Source organism: Arthrobacter wenxiniae (genome assembly GCF_013376105.1).
GTDB classification, from domain to species: Bacteria; Actinomycetota; Actinomycetes; order Actinomycetales; family Micrococcaceae; genus Specibacter; species Specibacter wenxiniae.
In genome coordinates this window covers 39,839-56,826 of the sequence record NZ_JAAMFM010000029.1, presented here as the reverse complement: position 1 = coordinate 56,826, position 16,988 = coordinate 39,839, and the positions used below count along the sequence as shown (strand labels likewise).

The 16,988-nt window shown below is 67.9% G+C and carries 15 protein-coding genes and 1 pseudogene; 5 read left to right on the top strand and 11 right to left on the bottom strand.

From position 1 onward, the window contains the following. Positions 1-64 precede the first annotated feature (64 nt). The 10 genes from G6034_RS15885 to G6034_RS15840 form a co-directional block, all read right to left on the bottom strand. Positions 65-679 carry a phosphoribosylanthranilate isomerase gene (locus tag G6034_RS15885; protein WP_176636084.1) on the bottom strand — a complete coding sequence of 205 codons (615 nt, stop codon included), beginning with the start codon at positions 677-679 and terminating at the stop codon, positions 65-67. Positions 680-879: 200 nt separating this feature from the next. Continuing rightward, positions 880-2,277, bottom strand: a complete 1,398-nt coding sequence (locus G6034_RS15880) for an MFS transporter (RefSeq protein WP_343038107.1) — start codon at positions 2,275-2,277, stop codon at positions 880-882. A gap of 50 nt (positions 2,278-2,327) precedes the next feature. Next, the gene (locus tag G6034_RS15875) at positions 2,328-3,203 is read right to left on the bottom strand and encodes a PfkB family carbohydrate kinase (protein WP_176636083.1); all 876 of its coding nucleotides are present in this window, start codon (positions 3,201-3,203) and stop codon (positions 2,328-2,330) included. Between the two features lie 14 nt (positions 3,204-3,217). Further along, a complete protein-coding gene (locus G6034_RS15870) occupies positions 3,218-4,063 on the bottom strand; it encodes a pseudouridine-5'-phosphate glycosidase (RefSeq protein ID WP_246296094.1) in 846 nt (281 codons plus the stop codon). Between the two features lie 472 nt (positions 4,064-4,535). Further along, positions 4,536-8,162 (bottom strand): DEAD/DEAH box helicase, encoded by a 3,627-nt coding sequence (locus G6034_RS15865; protein ID WP_218063971.1) that lies wholly within the window; start codon positions 8,160-8,162, stop codon positions 4,536-4,538. 82 nt (positions 8,163-8,244) lie between these two features. After that, a complete protein-coding gene (locus tag G6034_RS15860) occupies positions 8,245-8,985 on the bottom strand; it encodes a dienelactone hydrolase family protein (protein ID WP_246296092.1) in 741 nt (246 codons plus the stop codon). Between the two features lie 271 nt (positions 8,986-9,256). Beyond that, complete coding sequence (locus tag G6034_RS15855; protein WP_176636081.1) at positions 9,257-9,727, bottom strand: hemerythrin domain-containing protein; 471 nt, start codon at positions 9,725-9,727, stop codon at positions 9,257-9,259. Positions 9,728-10,435: 708 nt separating this feature from the next. Next, positions 10,436-12,073, bottom strand: a complete 1,638-nt coding sequence (locus G6034_RS15850) for an ABC transporter permease (protein ID WP_176636080.1) — start codon at positions 12,071-12,073, stop codon at positions 10,436-10,438. After that, positions 12,070-13,008, bottom strand: a complete 939-nt coding sequence (locus tag G6034_RS15845) for an ABC transporter ATP-binding protein (RefSeq protein ID WP_176636079.1) — start codon at positions 13,006-13,008, stop codon at positions 12,070-12,072. Before G6034_RS15845 ends, G6034_RS15850 begins: the two co-directional genes overlap by 4 nt. Positions 13,009-13,010: 2 nt before the next feature. Continuing rightward, positions 13,011-13,703 (bottom strand): TetR/AcrR family transcriptional regulator, encoded by a 693-nt coding sequence (locus G6034_RS15840; RefSeq protein ID WP_176636078.1) that lies wholly within the window; start codon positions 13,701-13,703, stop codon positions 13,011-13,013. Positions 13,704-13,804: 101 nt separating this feature from the next. On the opposite strand from G6034_RS15840, the gene G6034_RS15835 reads away from it, so the two are divergent. The 4 genes and pseudogenes from G6034_RS15835 to G6034_RS20510 form a co-directional block, all read left to right on the top strand. After that, positions 13,805-14,551, top strand: coding sequence for an NUDIX hydrolase (locus tag G6034_RS15835; RefSeq protein WP_176636077.1), 747 nt, complete (start codon positions 13,805-13,807; stop codon positions 14,549-14,551). 63 nt (positions 14,552-14,614) lie between these two features. Further along, positions 14,615-14,833, top strand: coding sequence for a PLDc N-terminal domain-containing protein (locus G6034_RS15830; RefSeq protein WP_176636076.1), 219 nt, complete (start codon positions 14,615-14,617; stop codon positions 14,831-14,833). 36 nt (positions 14,834-14,869) lie between these two features. Then, a complete protein-coding gene (locus tag G6034_RS15825) occupies positions 14,870-15,115 on the top strand; it encodes an ArsR/SmtB family transcription factor (RefSeq protein WP_176636088.1) in 246 nt (81 codons plus the stop codon). Continuing rightward, positions 15,112-15,369: pseudogene (locus tag G6034_RS20510) on the top strand (SRPBCC domain-containing protein); the annotation flags it as partial. The gene G6034_RS15825 and the pseudogene G6034_RS20510, both read left to right, overlap by 4 nt. An 82-nt stretch (positions 15,370-15,451) precedes the next feature. On the opposite strand, the gene G6034_RS15820 reads toward G6034_RS20510, so the two are convergent. Continuing rightward, positions 15,452-16,444 (bottom strand): malate dehydrogenase, encoded by a 993-nt coding sequence (locus tag G6034_RS15820; protein ID WP_176636075.1) that lies wholly within the window; start codon positions 16,442-16,444, stop codon positions 15,452-15,454. Between the two features lie 182 nt (positions 16,445-16,626). On the opposite strand from G6034_RS15820, the gene G6034_RS15815 reads away from it, so the two are divergent. After that, on the top strand, positions 16,627-16,815 hold the full coding sequence (locus tag G6034_RS15815) for a hypothetical protein (RefSeq protein ID WP_176636074.1): 189 nt from the start codon (positions 16,627-16,629) through the stop codon (positions 16,813-16,815). Positions 16,816-16,988 lie beyond the last annotated feature (173 nt).

Here is a 16,988-nt window from a genome sequence, read left to right as displayed (position 1 = left end):
CATCGACCGCGCCTCCGGCCATGACGTCAGCTAGGACGCATTCCTGATGAATCCGGCTGAGCGCCTATACGGTGGACCGCGCCGCCGCTACAAACGCCTTGATGAGGCCCCCGTCCTTGACGCCGCGGCTGGACTCCACGCCGCTGGACACATCCACCCCGTCGGGTCGCAGTGCCACAGCAAGCTCGGCCACATTGGAAGGATTCAGGCCGCCGGCCAGCAGCCAAAAACCGGCCGGGGCGCCGCCGTCGAGCAGGCTGACGTCGAAGGCCACGCCCGCGCCGGGTTCCACGGCGTCGAGCAGGATCCGCTCGGACTCCCACGCCAACTTGTCCGCCGGAGACAAAGCGGCGTAGGCGGCGGCAGAGAACGCGCGCAGGGTGCGGAATCCGGCGTCGCGCGCCTGCTCCATGTCGGCCAAGGTCTCGTTGCCGTGCAGCTGGACGGTGGTCAGGGCCGCGGCGCGGGCAATCTCCAGGACCTGCTCGATGGGCTGGTTGCGGAACACGCCCACCGTCTCAACATCTGTAGGAACTGCCTGGCCCAGCTCGCGCACGAGCTCCGCCGTGATGGTCCGGGGGCTGCCCGGCGCAAACACGAACCCCACGGCGTTCGCGCCGGCCCCGATGGCCGTGGCAACCGTTTCGGCTGTCTGCAAACCGCAAATCTTTACGTACATTTCCGCAGCTCCTTCGTGCCCGGCGGCGCACCTCAGCGCAGCCCGGGCGTCGTTTTCATGTTAACAGCAAGGGATCCCCGGGCCTCAGTGCGGGCCTACCGCACCGAAACCCCGGGGATCCTTATTCCGCGGCGGATGCATCCGCCACAAACGGCATTAGTTCCTGTGCACTTCCACGCCGGAATCGGACGGCGCCGGAATCAGCAGCGACACCAGGAACGCCGCCACCGTGATGGCGCCCCGGCCAGCATGGCCGCCGTGTAGCCGGCAACCCCAGCCCCGGCATTGGCCTGGATGGCGGGCAGGACGGCGAAGCTCAGCCCGGCGCCCATGCCGAAGGCCGCGGAGTTCATGCCCGGCAGGAACCCGGGGTTGTCCAGCGGCGAGAGCACCACGCCCAGGCCGTTGAGCATGATGTTGGCCATTCCGGCGTACGTGACGCCGAGCAGCAGCGTGGCGCCCACCAGGAACACCAGGTTGTGCGTGCCCACCAGGGCCAGCACCACAATGCCCACCGTGCTGCCGAGCAGGCCGATCCGCAGGATGGTGCGGTACCCCAGCGTGGAGGCCAGGCGGCCGGAGAACGGGCCGGCCACCCAGCCGAGGAGCGCATATGGGGTCAGCAGGATCAGCGAGGCCGCGTCGGCCTGGAGCCCGAATCCGGAGCCGTGGTTTTGCGCCACGGACATGACGATCCCGTTCACGGTGGCAAAGGCACCGGTCATGGTCAGCATGGTGGTCAGCAGGATGGCCCAGGTGGAGCGCTGCCTCATGAGTGCCGGCGTCGCCAGCGGCTGGCGCACGGCGCCCTCAATCTTCCAGAACACCACCGCGGAGACGGCGGCACCCACCAGCAGGGAAATGGTCAGCGCGCCGTTGGCTGCCGGACCCTTGCCGAGTTCGTTGACGGCGGTCTGCAGGAACAAGATGGTGACGGCCAGGGCCAGCACGCCCCACCAGTCCATGCGGACGCCCTGCGACGGCCGGGTGTCCGGCACGTAGCGGGCCACCAGCGCGACGGCGACAAGTCCGACGGCGGCGATCACCCAGAAGATGGAACGGAACCCGAAGGTGGTGGCCAGGAAGCCGCCGGCGAACGCGTCAATGCCGGCAATGCCGCCGTTGACGGCCGTGATCAGGCCCATGAGTGTGCCGTACTGCTTGGCGTCCTTGACCTTGCTGCGCAGCACCATCAGGCAGAGCGGCACGATGGCACCGGAGATGCCCTGGACCACGCGGGCAACGATCAGGACCTGGATGTACGGGGCAAACGCGGCCAGGACCGAGCCCAGCACCATGACACCGACCATCAGGACCAGGATCTTGCGCCGGCCCACAATGTCGCTCAAACGGGGCAGGAACAGGCCAAACAAGGCGGTGCTGGTGAAGAACGCCGTCTGGGACAGGCCCACGGTGACTTCGGTGGTGTGCAGTTGCGCGGCCATCGTCACCAGGACGGGGCTGAGCATGCTCGCATTGAGCTGGAAGGCGCCACAGGCGGCCAGCAGCGCCACCATGAGCGAGGTGATGCCCTTCGTGTCGGCGGCACCGGAGGCGATGCCCGGGGACTTCTTGTCGGTGTGCAGCGGGTGCGTCATTGGAACCCTTTACTAAGGTGGAAACTCCACGAAGAATGGATGGAGGGACGTCAGTCGGCCATGGATGCGCCGGGGGAGCCGAGGACGCGTGCCGCGGAGGAGTGTCCCCCAACGCAGGCGTCCGTCAAATCCCGGGTGGCGAGATACGTTGAAAGGAAACCGGCGGCGAAGGCGTCGCCCGCGCCGGTGAGGTCGCGCACCTCGGATACGGGCGGGACCGGCACGGAGAGTTTTGCTTCCGCGCCGTAAAGGACGACCGTCGGGTCTGCGCCGGCCTTGGTGACGATGATGGTGCCCGGCAGCCGGGCAAAGTTCGGCCCGGGCTCGCCGTCAATGGCAAGCCCCAGGAACTCGGACTCGCTTTTGTTGCCGATGATGAAGTCGGGGCGCAGTTCCGTCATCAAATCCAAGAACTTTTCCACCCCGTAGTGGGCCAGCATGCCGGTGGAGGAGGCATCGATGGAGACCAGGATGCCCCGCCGGCGGGCCCGGCGGATCAGGTCCGTGACAGCGTCCCCGACGGGGTCGCCGTCGAAGGTGTAGCCGGGGACGTGCAGCAGCTCAAGGCCGTCGAGCCACTCATCGGGCACGTCCTGGAACAGTTTTGCGGCCCCGCGGCAGGGGAGCATGGTGCGCTCGCCGTCCTGGTCGATCAGGATGACGATGGAACCGGTGGTTCCGCGGCGTTGGACAACGACGTCGATGCCCTCCGCCTCGAGGTTCCTCACCAGGGTGTCGCCCAGGGAGTCTTCCCCGACGCAGCCCATGAATCGCGTGGGCCCGAGGCGGCCGGCGAAGCTGGCAACATTTGCCGCGCTGCCGCCCCGGGTGTGGAAAATCTCCACATCGGTGTCCGTGCCGTGCCGCATCGGCTCGGCAAGCCACACGATGACGTCTTCAACGAGATCTCCAATGATTCCCAACACGATTCTTCAGGCCCTTACTTGGTCAGTGACGTGGCGAGCTGGCCGCCGAGGGCCACGTTGCTGCGGTAGACGTCGATGTTGACTTTCAGGCTGCGGCCCTTGGTGTCGCGCTGGATGAAGTCAAGCAGGAACGGGGTGCTGGCGTTGCCGCTGATGCCCTGGGCTTCGGCTTCGCCCCAGGCGCGGGCCAGGATGTCCTCAAGCTCTTCCGGGGGGAGCTGCTTGTCTTCGGCAACCGGGTTGGCCAACAGGACCGACTGCGGCAGGCCGAGGTCGTCGCGGGCGTTGATGACCTTGGCTGCCTCGTCCGTGTTCTTTACGGCGTAGTTGACCTTGAAGCCGGAATCGGAAACGTAGAAGCCCGGGTACTTGGTGGTGCCGTAGCCGATGACCGGGATGTTGAGGGTTTCGAAGCGCTCCAGGGTGGCGGCAACGTCGAGGATGGACTTCACGCCGGCGCTGATGACCACGATCGGCACCTGGGCCAGGGTGGTCATGTCTGCGGACTCATCGAAGGTTTCGCTGGCGCCGTGGTGCACGCCGCCGAGGCCGCCGGTGGAGAAGACCTTGACGCCGGCGTGGTGTGCCAGGAACGCTGTGGCCGCAACGGTGGTGCCCCCGTGGACGCCCAGGGCGGCGACGACGGGCAGGTCGCGGAGGCTGACCTTGTCCATGTTGTCCACCTGGGACAGCTCGGTGATCTGCTCGGTGGTCAGGCCAACCGTTGGGACGCCGTTGTACACACCGATGGTGGCCGGGGTGACGCCGGCGGCGCGCAGGCTTGCCTCTGCTTCGAGGGCAACTTCAAGGTTGCGCGGACGGGGGAGGCCGTGGGTGAAGATGGTGGACTCAAATGACAATTTACATAGTAAAAGACTATGACTGAGGGTGTGTGTCAAACCCCGGGTTGGCGGCGGTGTTGAGCTGCCGGAGACATGACGCGTTTCTCTGGGGGGTCGGACACACGACGGTCGCTGTCGTTGAACTGGCGCAGACGTGCGCGGTCACATCAGGCGGTTAGAGTGTGCGACGGGCCCAGTATCCGGCGCAGGACGTCGGCTTGAGGCCCGCGCCCCAGTGCCTCGTCGCCACCTTCGACGACCGCGGGGGGAGCGGCATGACAACGACGCTCACGCCGATCGAAGTGCCCACGGCGGCCAACAGAACTGCCGTGGCGGGAAGGAGAAGCGTGCGGACGGGCGGTGCCATGTGGTCACCCGGATGTGCTTCTCCGCGGAGAAAGTAGGCAGGTTCGGCTCGACCGTCCGGCATGCAACCTACACCTTCAACAGCCTTGACTCACTGCCTTGCAGCTGAACAGCGCAGGCACGCTCACGCATCGAACAGGCCCCGGACGTCGTCGGCGGTGATCGCGGCGGAGAACATGGCGTCGTCGTCCATCACCGAGGTGAACAGCTTCGCCTTCTTCTCCTTCAGCGCCATGACCTTTTCCTCGATGGTGTCCTTGGCGACCAGTCGGTACACCATCACGTTCTTGGTCTGCCCGATCCGGTGCGTGCGGTCCACGGCCTGGTTCTCGGTGGCGGGGTTCCACCAGGGGTCCAGCAGGAAGCAGTAGTCGGCCTCGGTCAGGTTCAGCCCGAACCCGCCCGACTTCAGGCTGATCAGGAACACCGGCGCGGTGCCGGACTTGAACTTGTCGATGACCTCGCCGCGCTTGCGGGTCTTGCCGTCCAGGTACACGTACTCAATGCCGGCCGCGTCCAGGCGCTCCCGGGCCTTGCCCAGGAAACTGGTGAACTGGCTGAAGATCAGCGCCCGGTGCCCCTCCGCCACCACGTCTTCCAACTGCTCAAAGAGCACATCAAGCTTGCTGGACGGGGCGCTGGCATACTTCGGATCCACCAGCGACGCGTCCAGGCTCAGCATGCGCAACGTGGTCAGCGACTTGAAGATGGCAAACCGGTTCCTGTCCATGTCGCCCAGCAGCCCCAGCACCTTTTGGCGCTCGCGCTGCAGGTGACGCTGATAAATGGTCCGGTGCCGCGGCGCCAGCTCCAACTCCAGGACCTGCTCCTGCTTGGGCGGCAGCTCCTTGGCCACCGCGTCCTTGGTGCGGCGCATGATCAAAGGACGGATCCTGCGCCGGAGCTGCTTGAGCTTCCCGGCGTCCCCGTCCTTCTCCACCGGTGTGCGGTAGTAGTCAGTGAATTTCGACGACGACGGGAAGAGCCCCGGCGCGGTGACGGCAAACAGCGCCCACAGCTCCATCAGGTTGTTCTCCATGGGCGTGCCCGTGATGGCCAGCTTGAACGGGGCCGGGAAGGTCCGTGCCAATTGGCTGGCCTTGGTGAGGTGGTTCTTCACGAACTGCGCCTCATCCAGGATCAGCCCGGCCCATTCCTGGCTCGCGTAGGCGTCATAGTCAAGCCGGAACAGGGTGTAGGAGGTGACCACGACGTCGGCCCCTGCCACCAGGGTGGCAGCGTCGCCTCCGCTCTTACGAAGGGTGTCGGTGACAGCGGTGGTGCTTAGATTTGGGGCAAACCGACGGGATTCGGCGGCCCAGTTGGGCACCACCGAGGTGGGGGCCACCACCAGGAAGGGCAGGGATGACTTTCCCGGCACGGCCGCACTGTCCGGCGTGGCGGGCTGCGGCGCAGCGTCGCCCGACCCTGCCTCGCCCGACCCTGCCTCGCCCGACCCTGCCGCGGATTTCGCGTGGCTGATCAGGGCCAGGGTTTGCAGCGTTTTGCCCAGCCCCATGTCGTCGGCCAGCACCCCGCCCAGCCTGTTTTCCAGCAGGAAGACCAGCCAGTTGAACCCCTCCTGCTGGTAGGGGCGCAGCGACGCCTGCAAACTTTCGGGCACGGGAACGGGGGAGACCTCATGCAAATCAAGCAGCCCGGTGACGGACTTGTGCCAGGCTTCGGCCTGTTCGGCCGAGGTGGCGAGCTCCTTGAGCTCCTCCCACAGTCCGGCCTGGTACCGGCTGATCTTCAGGGATTCATTCGGTTCCTGCAGGCTCCGGGCCTCTTCAATCAGCTTGCGCAGCTGGGCGAACTCGGGCTGGTCCAGCGCAAAGTAGTGCCCGTTGGGCAGCATCAGGTGTTCCCCGTCCGAGGCCAGGGCCAGGAAGAGTTCGCCAAACGGAATGTCAGTGCCGTCAAGGGTGACGGTGACAGCCAAGTCAAACCAGTCGCCGTCGTCCGTGCCGTGGGTGCTGATGCCGATCTGCGGGGTTCCGGTCAGCTCGGTGTAGTCGGGAGCCTCGCCCTTCGTTTCCACGCGAACCTGTTCGAGGGCGGCGAGCGCGGGCAGGGCCTCGTTGGTGAAGCGGGCGGCGACAACATCCTTCAGGCACACCGGTTCGTTGCTGCCAGGGTACATGCTGGGGGCGTGTGGAAATGGCTCGCTCACGGCACCGGGGAAGGGTGCCAAGACATCCGCCACCGTCTGCAGCAGCTGCGTCTCAAAGCGCTCATCCCGGTAGCCGGACCCGTCGCTGACCATGGGGCGCCGGCTGGCCATGCCTGCGAGTGTGTACTCCCAATGCCAGTGCAGTTCCAGGGCGGGACCCGTGGGACGCTGGGCATCCGCCGCCCCGGCCTTCCTGGAGGAGCGGCGGGCTGGCCGGGCGGCCGGAGCCGGGGCGACGTGCACGGCCGTCACCACCAGCTCGGGATCCTGGATCTGCGGGAGCGCGGCCGAACCGTCGCTGGAACCAAGCTTCATTCCCTGACGCAGGAGCGGATAGTACGCATTCATGAAATGGTCCCGGCCCGCTGCGGGGATGTCGACGGGCGTGCGGGCGTCCAACAGCGCCCGCAGCGCCTCGCTGACGGGTTCGGTGGCCGGCGCCAGGTGGATGTTGCGGGCGCCGGATGCGGGTGCCCTGCCGGATTTCTTGATCCTAGGCGGCGCTTCATCCCAGTAGAAAAGGCCATGGACCGGCGTTCCCAGCGTGCCGACGGACTCCGGATCCATCAGCTGGCCGTCGACTTCGACGAGCGGGGAGAGCCTGAGTCCGCCGCCGTCCACGGAGAGCACATCCAGGGCGGCGCTTGCTTCCCCATGCAGGCTTACGGTGGTCGACAAGCGGTCCGTGACGAAGGCAATGCCAGCCTGCGACGCCTGGTCGAGCAGCTGCCACAACAACGGCGAGTTGACCTTGTCCAGGTAGATATGTTTGCCCGTGGTGTACGGTGACTGTGCCGGCTTACCCAGGGCGTGAAGAACGTTGAACCACTCCACATGGGACTGGTTCAAGCTGATCGTGTAGTAGCTGTGTTGGAGGCGGTCCCAGCTAACCACGCTGGCGACCCACTTGCCCGCAGGGCTCAGTGAAACGGGCCGGACACCAAGCTGGACGAGCGGCTTGGATGCTGGTGGACGGCCGGAAGCGTGCGCCGCCGCGTTGGCAAACGTTGGCGCCTGTGTTTCGATGAGCTCGAATTGCAGTGCCATGGGGGCGCGCGCGCCGAAGGGGCGGGTGGTTCGCTGGCCGCCGAAGGTATCGAGCTGCTGATGTGGCGGGGAGGCGCGCAGTACGGATGCGAGGCTCTTCTCCCAGGGTGCGGGCCGGGGCGGCTCGGACTGCTGGGGAACTTTCACGGGTGCGGGCTTGCCCGCGGCTGCTTGGCCCGCGGCGCGCGGAACCGGCGACTTCGCCGGAACCGGCGGGACGTCCTGCTCAAGCAGGCGGTTGGTTGTCAGGATGAGGGCGGCAACATGCTTGCAGTTGGAACGGAGCGGGCACGTGCACACACCCCGGACCAGCCTCATCCTGGTCGGCTCCTCGTCGAAGGTGACGCCAGCACGGTAGTCGCCTGCCCGGCTGCCTGTGACGCGTCCCTGCAGCATCAGCTTGTCTTCAACCCAGCTGACGCCGCGGACACGCCCGTTGCTCGCATATGCGCGCGCACGGGTAAGCGACGCTTCGCCAACAAGGTTTTTGATGTCCGCATTGTCCACGTAGGGGACGAGGGAGAGATCCATGGGCTTAACGCTACCGGGCGAAGCCCGAGGCCTTGAATCCCGTCTGTAGACATGGTTCATCGCCTGACTTTTCGATTCCCCATCAACCCAGGGCGTGGCCCAGGAACCCCAGGGTTTCCGTCCACGCAATCGTGGCGGCCTCCGGGCGGTAGGTCACCGGGTTGGTGTCATTGAAGAAGGCATGCCCCGCGCCGGAGAAAACGGTGTACTTGAAGTCTGCGCCGGCCAGGCGCATGCGCTCGATCAAGTCGGGGAGCCCGTCCGTGAGCGCCTTGTCCTCCTCGCCGTAGAACGCCAGCACCGGGCACGCAATCCCGGCCAGCTCCTCCACAGAGTAGTTGGCGTGGCCGTAGAACGAAACAGCCGCGGCCACCCGCGGTTCGGCCACAGCCAAGGCAAAGGCGTAGCTGCCGCCAAAGCAGAAACCGGCGACGCCGGTCCGCCCGGCACCCTCGGCAGTCGCTTCCAAATAGTTGAACACCGCCGCGACGCCGGCCTGGATCTTCCCGGCGCGGCCCGGCGCACGCATGGGTTCGGTGGCCGCCCTGATCCTGGGCTGGATTTCCGCGCGTCTGGCGGGGTCCCCGGCGCCGGCCCCAAGTTCCGCCAGCAGGGTGGCATCCAACCCCGCCAGGCCCATCAGGTCCGGTGCCACGGCCAGATACCCGGAGGACGCGAACCGGTCCGCCACGTCCTTGATGTGGTCTGCCAGCCCCCAGATCTCGTGGATCACCACCACGGCACCACGGACCCGGCCAACTGCCTCCGCCCGGTAGGCGCCAAAGTCCTGCCCCGCAGCGGAAAATTCAAGCATTGTTCCCATGCCTCAACCATGGCACAGGGCGCTGGCCGGCGGCAGGGGCCGGGCCGTGAATTCTTGCTGTCCCGGCCCGGGAACCGGCCCCGTGCCGGCGGTGTGATCGGCCGCCAAGAGACGCGCAAGGCGTGGGGGCCATCGTCAGCGGATGCCGAAACGGACTTTTGAGGCCGATATATCGGCCTCAAAAGTCCGTTTCGGCATCCTGGGCGCGTGGTGTCGGCCGTCCGGTGCCGCGCCCCGGCGGGATCGTCATCTCGAATGTGGCGGGCCGGCGCTAACGGGAGGCGCCGCTGCACACCCAGCCGTCCGGCGTCGTGCCCCCGGCAAGGAATTCCTGCAGCGCGCTGCCCGCCTCTGCGGACAAAATGGCGTCGGCCTGCGTGTAGATGATGGGTTCCTCCTTGGAATTGTGGGCATCCAGCAGGGACAGCAGCGCGGTGCAGGCATCGCGCCGGGCGTCCGGATCCGCGCCGTCCGCCAGCAACTGCTCCACGGCGTCCATGGATGTCCACAGCTGGCCGTGCTCGCGCAGCATGACAAAGATGGGGCCCATCAGCCCGGCCGCCTTCAGCGGCGGGAACAGGAACTGCTCCTCCAGATAGATGTGGCGGCGCAGGCCGGTGAGCGCCGCCAGCAGCGGCGCGGGGTCCGCCGGCCCGTCCAGGCTGTTCAGGTAGGCCTCAATCCCGCCGTCGATCTGCCGGTGCTCACGCTCCAGGGCTCCGCCCAGGGTGTTCACGTCCATGGAAAATCCTTTCTCACGCCCGTCCGCTGCCGGTGCACCGGACACCTTCAGGCTATGCCCGTCCTTGGAGCCGGGTCACATCTGTGGCCACGACGGTCCTGGAGACAGTAAATGCGGCCGAGGTCGGCAGGATGGTGGGAGCCGGAAGTTCGGCGCCAAGTCGGGATCGGACTGGGTGGGCGCCTGAAGGCCACGTTGGCGGGAATCTGGGCCAACGCAATCCGAACCCCGAACCGGGACATCGCAGGCGGGCAGCCATTACCTGATGGATGACCATTGGCGTCCTGGATTGCGCAAGCAAGCTGGGCTCCGGGCCGCAGACCCGGAACCGGGTTCTGCGGAGCTACGTCACGTCGTCGTCGGAAAAGCCCTCCCGTCAGGGTGCATCGCGGGGAGATCATCTGGTAGGGCAATGCCGTCCCCAGTCGAAAATGACCCGGCTGCCTGTTGGCCGGCATGGGGCGCGTCAGAATCCCCGAGGCAGAAGTTGGCGCAAACCTGCTGACAACCGCATTGACCGGCAGGATGTTTGCCATGGTGCGAAGCCTGCTGCGCTGTGGAAGCAGCGTTGGAGCCGTGCAGCGTGCCGTCGTCTGCCGTTCCCAGTGGTTCGACGCCGCCTGTCCAGCACGCCGCCTGTCCGGCACGCCGCCGGCCCCGCCGGCCGACGGCCCCGGCGGCGGCCTGCGGGAACGGCGTCCGGGGCCCCTATTCGGGCACGATGTCGCGGGTGGTGAACCTCCGGATCCCGAACGCGGCGAGGACCACGGCAACGGCGGTGAGCACCAGCAGGGGCAGGAAGGCGAAGTCCTCCGCCGGCATGCGGGGCACGGCGCCGAACGGCGTGGCCTTGATGGCATTTTCGGACAGGGAAAACAGGGGCCCGAACATGGCCACCACCACGGAGAGGCCATAGACCGCCCACGTCAGGCTCACGCTAAGGCGCGGCAGGTAGCCGTGCAGGAACAGCAGCACGCCCAGCATCAGCAGGACGGCCGGCCAGTAGGCAAACGACGCCCAGGCCATGGCGGAACCGGTTGCGGCGCCGTCGGAGGAGACACCGGTGAGCCAGCCGCCCAGCAGCAGCATGACGGCCGAACCAACCGCGGCCACGGCTGCGTGCGCGCCAAGCCACCGGGTCCGGGCCAGGGATCCGGCCAGCTGGGACTCGAGCCTGCCGCCGGATTCCTCGGCGCGGGCGCCGGAAAGGCTCTGGACCGCGAACGCCCCGGCCAGCATGGCGTTGAAGAGCACGAAGGTGCCCAGAATGCCGTTGAGCATGTCGTGGGATCCGCCAAGAAACGCCTTGGCGAAAGTGTTGGACGGGTCCAGGACCGTGGTCATGGCCTTCGCCACGCTGCCGAAGAAGAGCCCCGCGATGACGGCCCCGGCCAGCCACGAGACGAGCGTGGCACGCTGCAGGCGCAGGGACAGGCCGAGGGGTGAGGACAGGAACGCGGTGGCCCGCGCCGGCCCGCGGCGTGCCGGCAGCAGTCCCAGGCCCAGATCGCGGCGGGTCTCTATGCGCAGGGCCAGGGCAGAGCCGGCGGCGGCCAGGGCAAGCAGGGCCAGGAACGGCCACCAGGTGTCCTGGGCGTAGGAGCGCATGTTCTGGCCCCAGCCGATCGGGGAGAGCCAGCTCAGGGCCGTGACGTTGGTGTCATGGGCATTCACGTCCGCCATGGCCCGGATGAGGTAGAACACGGCCAGCACGGCCACGCCCAGCGAATTGGCGCCGCGGCTCGTGGAACTCACCTGCCCGCACAGCGCGGCAATCCCCACGAACGCAAGCCCGACGCCGGCGATCGAGCCGCCCAGCACCCACGACCCGGCGGCGGGCAGCCCGTCTGACAAGGCGAGCAGCGAGATGAGCAGCCCCGTCACAACGCTCAGGCCGCCCGCCACCACGTAGTTGGCCAGGCTGAACGCGTGCCGGCCCAGCGCGGAGCCGCGCAGCAGTTCGGTGCGGCCCGCCTCCTCGTCGGCACGGCCGTTGCGGGTCACCAGAAAGACCGAGGCAAGGCCCAGGGCGACGGCGAGGGTCATCCAGATCTTGATGACCAGGATGCCGCCCAGGCTGCCGGCCGCGTAGGGCAGGCCCGTCATGGCCGCAATGGCCGGCATGTTGGCCACGTTGGCGTAGGCGTTCCGGGACGCCTGGGTGGGAAAGGCCTCCTGCTGGGAGGTGTAGACGATCGGGATCATGATGGCCAGCACGGCTGCCCAGATGAGCAGGCGCAGCCAGTTTCGGCGCAGGATGAACCGCACGGACAGGCCAAAGCCGGCCAGAGTGCCCGCGGCGGGCCGTGCCGCGGCTGCGTGGAGGCGGGGGGCTGCGACGCTCATCGCGCGCCCGCCACCTGCGCCGGGGCCGCCCCCGCGCCCTTGGTGACACCGCCGTAGTGGCGCAGGAACAGATCCTCCAGTGACGGCGGGCTGGAGACCAGCTGGCGCGGTGAATAGGCCGAAAGGGCGGCCAGCACGCCGCCCAGCTCCGCCTCGCCCACGGTGAAGGTGGCCTTCAACCCTTCGGCCACCAGGTCGTTGACCCCCGGGACTGAGGCCAGCACGGAGGCGTCACGGTCCAGCACCACGGAAACGGTGGTGCGGTGCAGGTGCCGGAGCTCGTCGAGCCGGCCCGACTCAACGGTCTGGCCCTCCCGGATGATGGTCACGGTGTCGCACAGCTTTTCGACTTCGGCGAAAATGTGGCTGGAAAGCAGCACGCTCCGCCCCTGGGACTTTACCTCCCGGATGCAGTCCGTGAACACCTCCTCCATCAGCGGATCCAGGCCGGACGTCGGCTCGTCCAGGACCAGGAGTTCGGCATTGGACGCCAGGCCGGCCACGAGCGCCACCTTTTGCCGGTTCCCCTTGGAATAGCTGCGCGCCTTCTTGGTGGGGTCCAGTTCAAACCGCTCCAGCAGCTCGTCGCGCTTGGCGTTGTCCACGCCGCCGCGCAGCCTGGAGAGGATGTCGATGGCCTGCCCGCCGGTGAGGTTGGGCCACAGGCTCACCTCCCCCGGCACGTAGGCCAGGCGCCGGTGGAGCTCCACGGCGTTGCGCCAGGGGTCCCCGCCCAGCAGGGTGGCGCTGCCGCCGTCGGACCTCAGCAGGCCCAGCAGGATGCGGATGGTGGTCGACTTGCCGGAACCGTTCGGTCCCAGGAAGCCCGCAACGGTGCCCTGGTCGACACGGAGGTCCAGGCCGTCCAGTGCGGTGGCCTGTCCAAACCGCTTGCGCAGCCCGGACACTTCAATGGCGGGGATATCTGGGGACATGACTATTCCTTACTCTTTCCGTGGTGCGATGACGTTTCCTCCGCGGGGGCCGCGGGTGTGGTTTCGGTGCCGGCCACAAAGGCCAGGTACTGGTCCAGGTAGGTGCGGTCGGCGAAGAGGCCTTCCGTGTAGAGCTCGAGCGTGGGCAGCATCGATTCCGCGTAGAACCGCTCCATGACGCCCTCGAAGTCGTCGAGTGCGAGGTCCGGCCACATGCCCAGCTGCACGATCAGTGCCCCCACGGACTGGCGGACCAGGTGGCGGACGCGGGCCTCCTCGTTCCGGCTGGGCACCACGAGCCCGCGGGCCACGGCGTCGGCGGAAAACTCGATTCCCTCGGCCACCAGGTTTTCCAGAAAGGCGCGTCCTGCCGCACCACCGTCGCGGACGGAGCGCAGGATGTAGACCATCAGGATGCCTCCTTCCCGGGACGAGGGCAGCTGGGAGAACATGACGGAAGGTTCGGCGTTGATGCTGTCAACCTTGAGTTTGCGGTAGCGCTCCAGCACCGTGGCGTCGCACTCGGCCCGGAGATTTTCCTTGGACCCAAAGTGGTGGCGGACCAGCCCGGCGCTGACCCCCGCGCGCGCCGCGATGGCGCGCAGGGATTCGTCAAATCCCTGCGCCGCGAAGCCCTCGATGGCCGCGTCGCGCAGCCGTGCGCGCCCCGTCAGATCGTCTTGCGCTGTACTCATGTATAGGAGGCTACTCGTGTGTATAGCGGTTGGCAAAGGGTCTTTGGTCCCTATTTTGGATCCTGGAAGGCGGGTCCCGGGCGCGCCGGTAGGCTGGCAGCATGGACGAACATGTTCCCCTGGCCCCGTTGGAAGACGCCTGCACCGTGGTGCTCCTGCGCGACGGCGCGGACGGGCTCGAGGTGCTGATGCTGGAGAGGCCCCGCACCAGCAGCGCATTTGCCGGGGCGTGGGTTTTCCCGGGGGGAAAGGTCGATCCGCAGGACCGCGTGGGCCCCGACGGCGCCGCGCTGGCCGACGCCCTGGCCGCTCGGACCGCGGGGGTGCGCGAGGTGGCGGAGGAGACGGGCCAGCTGCTGGACCCTGGGCGCGTGGCCGCCCTCTCCTTGTGGACGCCCATGCAGCGGCTCCCGCGGCGCTTCCGCACCTGGTTCCTGATCGCGGAGGCGCCGTCGTCGAGCGTCGTCTTGAATCCGGGCGAGCATGAGGCCTTTGCCTGGCTGGCCCCGGCCGACGCGCTTGGCCGGCACGCGCGCGGGCAGATGGTGCTGGTGCCCCCCACCTGGGTCACCCTGCACCAGCTGGGCGCCTTCGCCACGGCGGCGCGGGCGCTGGCGCAGGCCGCCTCCGGCACGCCCTTTTCCTACAACAGCCACCTCCTGGCGGACGACGGCGGCCCCTCCTCCCCGGGGAGGCCCGCCGGGATCGTGTGGGCCGGGGACGAGGCCTATCCGGCCGGCGGGGACGCGGCCCCGCCCGGCGGCCGGCACCGGCTGGACATGAGAGCGCTGCCCTGGGTTTTCGAAAACACCGGCCCGTCCATGACGCGCGGGGCCGCGCCGGATTAGACTGGGGCCGACGGCAGGGACGCAGGCCGGATCAACACGCGGAAATCGCCACGGAAGGGTGCCATGACAGCTGGACAGCGGTGGAAGGACCTCAGCCCGCGCAGGAGGCGGGCCTTCGTGGTGCTTGGGCTGGTGCAGGTGGCCCTGCAGGTTGCCGCGCTGTGCGACCTCGCCCGACGCACCCCGCAGGAAGTCAACGGCCCAAGGAAGGCCTGGGTGGCGGCGTCGTTCATCAACTTTGCCGGGCCGATCGCCTACTTTGCCAAGGGCCGCAGGACGTAGGCCGGCACGTCCGGGACCGGGGGCACGCCGCCGGCCCTGCCGTGCCTGATCTTCGGGGCGCTGGCCGACCCCACGCGGCGGGCAATACTCGCCCGGCTCAACGAAGGGGAGGCCCCGGTCAGCCAGCTGGCCCAACCATTCAGCATTTCGCTCCCGGCCATGTCCCGGCACCTGAAGGTGCTGGAAGCCGCCTACATGGAGAAATACCGCCGGCATTGGGATGAGAGCCTGAACCGGCTGGAGCGGCATTTGGGGGAACTTCAACGCAAGGCCAAGCCATGACCAACGAATCCCTTGAAAGCCAGCAACCATCCGGCGGGGGCATCGACGCGCGGGTGGGCGGCGCATGGTCGCCCCCCCTGGTCATGGACGACGGCAGCGCGGAATTCCCGGCGACCGGCACGTTCACCCGGATCGACCCGCCGAACAGCCTGGAAATGCGTGAAGGGCCCACCGAGACGTTCCCGTTCGCCAGCTCCATCACCGTCAGGTTCGAAGACGTCGGCGGCGCCACGAAAATGACAATCGACCAGCACTTCGACACCGACACCTTCGACTTTGGCGGCTCGAAGGACGGCTGGGGACGTCCCTGGAGAAGCTGCGCGCCCTGGCCGTCGGCTAGATCAGGCCCAGGCCCGCCACTGCGTCGCTTTCGCCGGCGAGCTCGGCCACGCTGGCGTCAATCCTGGCCCGGGAAAACCCGTCGACCTCGAGCCCCTGCACAATGGTGTACTCGCCGCCGGCTGTTGTGACGGGGAAGGAGCTCACCAGCCCCTCGGGCACGCCGTAGGAACCGTCGGACGGGACGGCCATGCTGGTCCAGTCGCCCTCCGGCGTCCCCTGGACCCACAGGCGCATGTGCTCAACGGCCGCGTTGGCTGCGGACGCCGCCGACGACGCGCCCCGCGCCGCGATGACCTCGGCGCCGCGTTGGGCCACGCGCGGGATGAACTCGTCCGCGATCCACGCCTGGCCCACCAGATCTGTGGCCGGGACTCCGTCCACGGTGGCGTGGGTGATGTCCGGGTACTGGGATGCGGAGTGGTTGCCCCAGATGGCGAGCCTGCGGACGCCGCCGACGCCGGCGCCCGTCTTGGCCGCCAGCTGGGCCACGGCCCGACTGTGGTCCAGCCGGGTCATCGCCGTAAACCTCGACGCCGGGACGTCCGGCGCGTGCGACGCGGCGATGAGCGCATTCGTGTTGGCGGGGTTGCCCACCACCACGGCCCTGAAGTCGGCGGCGGCGCCGTCATTGATGGCCTGCCCCTGAACGGAGAAGATGCCGCCATTAGCCGAGAGGAGGTCGGCCCGTTCCATGCCGGGCCCGCGCGGCCTGGCGCCCACCAGCAGGCCGATGTTGGCGCCGTCGAACGCCTTTGCCGGATCGTCGAAGACGTCCAGGCCGGCCACCAGTGGGAAGGCGCCGTCCATCAGCTCCATGACGGTGCCCTCGGCTGCCTTGGTGGCGGCGGGGATCTCCAGGAGCCGCAACCTGACCGGCACGCCGGCGCCCAGCATGGCGCCGGAGGCAATCCGGAACAGCAGTGCGTAGCCGATCTGGCCGGCGGCGCCGGTGACGGTGACAGTGACGGGGGCTGATGGCGTGTCCATGCGGCCAGTGTAGTCCGATGCAGCATGGAAGGTCAGGGCGGGCTCCCGTGCGTCCGGGGCGCTTTTGCACGCGGCGCGGGCCGATGTCCAACGGCTTCCCAGCGGGTACCGGTATGATGGGCAGCACAGCGTTCCATTACAATGCCTGTTCACCAGGGCCTGTTCCCCAAGGAGACCACCGGATGCCACTGTGGCAAGTTATCGCCATTGTCGTGGCGGCCTGGCTGGTGGCTGTTGTGTGCATTGTGGTGTTCATGATGGGTGCATCGCGCGGGCGCCGCGCGGAGCGGCTGGCACAGCAGGCCCACGACAGCCACCGCCTGCAGCCGGCGCACCGGGACGACAGCGAAGAACACAAGGACGCCCCCTAGGCTGGCGGCCACTGCTGCCAAGGGCCGTGCCCAAGCCGGTGTAGAGCAGCAACGGCAGCACCCCTGCGGCCGGCGTCGAAATGCGGCTCGTGACCCGGCCGATCTTCCCGTCGGCCACGCCCAAGGCCCACGACTCCCGGGTCCTGTGCGAACGCGTGTCGGTGATGTCATCG